Origin of the sequence: Kitasatospora sp. NPDC057692 (assembly GCF_042799475.1) — a bacterium.
GTDB lineage: Bacteria > Actinomycetota > Actinomycetes > Streptomycetales > Streptomycetaceae > Kitasatospora.
Genome location: NZ_JBHVIV010000182.1, coordinates 1 through 4,601, shown reverse-complemented (window position 1 = coordinate 4,601; position 4,601 = coordinate 1). Strand labels below are relative to the sequence as shown.

Annotated in this window: 1 protein-coding gene; it reads left to right on the top strand. The window is 78.0% G+C overall.

Going from position 1 to position 4,601, the window contains the following annotated elements; genetic code table 11:
- On the top strand, positions 1 to 4,601 hold a 4,601-nt coding region (locus tag ACFVFS_RS40575), incomplete at both ends, for an SDR family NAD(P)-dependent oxidoreductase (protein WP_380630142.1).

The window sequence follows — 4,601 nt, the reverse complement described above, 5'->3', positions numbered from 1 at the left end:
GTGCTGGAGACCCTGCGCCGCCACGAGGGCGGCCCCGAGCGGCTGGTGACGGCGCTGTCCGCCGCCTTCGTCGCGGGCCTGCCCGTCGACTGGACTACCCTCCTCCCCACCGGCCCTCAGGCCGACCTGCCGACCTACCCGTTCCAGCGCGAGCGCTACTGGCTCGACGCCCCGCCCATCGCGGGCGCCGCGCACGACCTCGGCGTCGTCGCGGCCGGCCACCCGCTGCTGGGCGCCGCCGTGCGCTCGCCAGAGGACGGCGGCACGTCGTTCACCGGACGCTTGTCCGTTCCCGCCCACCCCTGGCTCGCCGACCACGCCGTGCATGGCACGGCCCTGGTGCCGGGCACCGCCTTCCTCGAACTCGCTGCCTGGGCCGGTGCCGAGGCCGGCTCCCCGGTAGTCGACGAACTCACCCTGCACGAGCCGCTCGTGCTGCCGGACCAGGGCGGAGTACGGCTGCACGTGGCACTCGCCGCGCCCGACGCGACCGGCGTCCGGGCCCTTGCCGTCCACTCCCGGCCCGAGGCCGCCGCCGAGGACGAGCCGTGGACCCGGCACGCCACCGGCAGCCTCTCCGCCACCCCGCCGCAGGCCGTCGCCGACGACCTCCTCCCGTGGCCGCCCCCGCAGGCCGAGGCCGTCGACACCACCGCGCTCTACGAGCGCCTGGCCGAGTTCGGCTACGACTACGGCCCCGCCTTCCAGGGACTGCGGGCCGCCTGGCGGCAGGGCGACGACCTGTTCGCCGAGGTCGAGCTGCCGGGCGCCCCGGACGAAACCGCCCGGGACGAGCACGGCTTCCACCTGCACCCCGCGCTCCTGGACGCCGCCCTGCACCTCACCGCGCTGGACGCGGTGGAGGCCTCCGGCAGCACCCTGCTGCCCTTCGCCTGGGCGGGGGCGACCAGGGAGCCGACCGCCGAGCCCGTCACCGCCCTGCGGGTGCGGCTGCGGCGCACCGGCGGCGAGTCGGTGTCGCTGCTGGCCACCGACCGCGGCGGCTCGCCGGTGGTGCGCGCCGAGTCGCTCGTGCTGCGGCCGCTGACCCCCGGGGGGCTCGCCGGCCGGGCCGCCGCCGACCCGGCCTGGCTGCACCGGGTGGACTGGACGGAGACGGGCCTGCCGGCGGCGGAGTCCGACCCGCGGCAGCGCTGGGCGCTGCTCGGCGCGCCGTCGGCCGACCGGCCGGCCCACCCCGACCACGGCCTTCCCGGCCACCCGGACCACGGCCTCCTCACCCACCCCGACGCGGCCGCGGCCGCCGAGGCCGGAACCGACGTCGCCGTCCTGCCCTGCCCGCCCGCTGACGGCACCGGGCCCGCCGCCGTCCCGGTCGCCGTCCGCACCGTCCTCGACACCCTCCGGGGCTGGCTCGCCGAGGACCGCCTCGCCACCGCCCGCCTGGTGGTCGTCACCCGGGGCGCGATCGCGGCCGACGCGTCCGAGGACGTCCCCGAGCCCGCGCACGCGGCGGTCTGGGGCCTCGTCCGCAGCGCCCAGACCGAGCATCCGGACCGCTTCGTCCTCGTGGACCTCGACCACGACCCGCACCGGGCCGACCCCGGGCTCCCCGCGGACCTGCTGCGCGCCGTCCTGGCGTCCGGCGAGGCCCAGGCGATCGTCCGCGACGGCACCGTGCTGACCCCGCGGCTGGTCCGGGCCGGCGCCGGCGAGGCGCTGGCGCTGCCCGACGGGCCCGCGCCCTGGCGCGTCGAGTCCGGCGCGCGGCACACCATCGACGCCCTCGCCGTCGTCGACCACCCGGCCGCGGCCGAACCGCTCGCCGCCGGTCAGGTCAGGGTCGCGGTGCGCGCGGCCGGCGTGAACTTCCGCGACGCGCTGATCACGCTCGGCATGTACCCCGGCCGGGCGGTCGTCGGCGCCGAGGCGGCGGGCGTCGTGACCGAGGTCGGCCCGGGTGTCACCGCGCTCGCGCCCGGCGACCGGGTGATGGGCCTGTTCGACGGCGCCTTCGGCCCGCTGGCCGTCACCGACCACCGCCTGCTGGCCCGGATGCCCGCCGACTGGTCGTACGCCCGGGCCGCCGCCGTGCCGGTGGTCTTCCTGACCGCGCTGTACGGATTGCGCGACCTCGGCGGGCTGCGGCCCGGCGAGACCGTCCTCGTCCACGCCGCGGCCGGCGGGGTCGGCATGGCCGCCGTCCAGCTCGCCCGGCACTGGGGCGCCACCGTCCTCGCCACCGCGAGCCCCGCGAAGTGGCCGGTCGTGCGGGGGCTCGGCGTGTCCGAGGACCGGATCGCCTCCTCCCGCGACACCGGCTTCGAGCGGCGCTTCGCCGAGGCCACCGACGGCCGGGGCGCCGACGTCGTCCTGAACTCGCTCGCCGGGGAGTTCGTGGACGCCTCGCTGCGCCTGCTCGCGGACGGCGGCCGGTTCGTCGAGATGGGCAAGACGGACGTGCGCGGCCAGGAGGCCGTCGCGGCCGACCGCCCGGACGTCCGCTACCGGGCGTTCGACCTGATCGACGCCGGACCGGACCGGATCGCCGAACTGTTCGCCGAGCTCACGGCGCTCTTCGAGGCGGGCGCCCTGGACCCGCTGCCGGTCCGCACCTTCGACCTGCGCCACGCCCGCGAGGCGGTGCGCTTCGTCAGCCGCGCCCGGCACATCGGCAAGGTCGTACTGACCCTGCCCCAGCCGCTCGCCGACGACGGGACCGTGCTGATCACCGGTGGCACCGGCACCCTCGGCCGCCACCTCGCCCGGCACCTGGTCACCCGGCACGGCGTCCGGCACCTCCTCCTGCTCGGCCGAAGCGGCACGGACGCCCCCGGCGCGGCCGCGCTGGCCGCCGAACTCGCCGAGCTGGGCGCCGAGGCGCGGATCGAGGCCTGCGACGCGGCCGACCGCGAGGCCCTCGCCCGGGTGCTCGCCGCGATCCCCGCCGAGCACCCGCTCACCGCCGTCGTCCACGCGGCCGGCGTGCTCGACGACGGGCTGGTCGACGCACTGACGGCGGAGCAGGTCGACCGCGTCCTGCGGGCCAAGGCCGCGAGCGCCGCCAACCTGCACGACCTCACCCGCGACACCGAGCTGTCCGCCTTCGTGCTGTACTCCTCGGCCGCCGGCGTCCTCGGCACCCCCGGCCAGGCCGCGTACGCCGCGGCCAACGCCTACCTCGACGCCCTCGCGCACCACCGCCGCGCCCGGGGCCTGCCGGCCACCTCCCTGGCCTGGGGCCTGTGGGCCGAGCGCACCGGACTGACCGGCCACCTCGGCGCGGCGGACCTGAAGCGGCTCGCCCGCGGCGGACTGCTGCCCTTCTCGACGCCGCAGGGGCTCGCCCTGTTCGACGCCGCGTGGCAGCGCCCCGAGGCGGCACTCGTCCCGGCGCGGCTGGACCTCGCGGCGCTGCGCACCACCACCGGCCCCCTGCCGCCGCTGCTGCGGGCGCTCGCCGGTCCGGCGGCGCCGCGCCGCACGGCGGCCTCCGACGGCGCCCTGCCATGGGCCCGGCGACTGGCCGGCGCCTCCGCCGAGGAGCGCGTCGACCTCGCGCTGCGCCTGGTGCGGACGGAGGCGGCCGTGGTGCTCGGCCACGACTCGGCCGAGAGCGTGCGCCCCGAGACGGCCTTCCGGGAGCTCGGCTTCGACTCGCTGACCGGTGTCGAGCTGCGCAACCGGCTCAACGGCGCCACCGGTCTGCGGCTGCCGTCCACCCTGGTCTTCGACCACCCGACGCCGCTGCGGCTCGCCGGCTTCCTCGCCGCGGCCGCCCGGGGCGGGACGGCGCCCGCCGAGGCGCCGGCCGCCGCGCTCACGGCGGTCCGCGCCGACGAACCGGTGGCGATCGTCGCGATGGGCTGCCGCTTCCCGGGCGGTGTCGCGTCCCCCGAGGACCTCTGGGAGCTGGTCACCGCCGGGGGTGACGCGATCGGCGACTTCCCGGGCGACCGCGGCTGGGACGTGGCCGGGCTCTTCGACCCCGACCCGGAGGCCTCCGGGAAGAGCTATGTGCGCCGGGGCGGGTTCCTGTCCGGTGTGGCCGACTTCGACGCCGAGTTCTTCGGGATCTCGCCGCGTGAGGCGCTGGCGATGGACCCGCAGCAGCGCCTGCTGCTGGAGACGGCGTGGGAGACCTTCGAGCGGGCCGGGATCGACCCGCGGTCGCTGCGCGGCAGCCGGACCGGCGTCTTCGCCGGGATGGCGGGGCACGACTACGCGACGGGCGGGATGCCCGCCAGCGTCGAAGGGCACGTGCTCACCGGCAACGCCACGAGCGTCGCCTCGGGCCGCGTGGCCTACACGTTCGGGCTGGAGGGCCCGGCGCTGACGGTGGACACCGCGTGCTCGTCGTCGCTGGTCGCGCTGCACCTGGCGGCGAACGCGCTGCGCTCGGGCGAGTGCGACCTCGCCCTGGCCGGCGGGGTGACGGCGATGTCCACCCCGGACTTCTTCGTGGAGTTCTCCCGTCAGCGCGGCCTGGCACCGGACGGACGGAGCAAGGCCTTCGCCGCGACGGCCGACGGCATGGGCGCGGCGGAGGGCGTGGGCCTGCTGCTGGTCGAGCGGCTGTCGGACGCGGTGCGCAACGGGCACCGGGTGCTGGCGGTGGTGCGGGGCAGTGCGGTGAACCA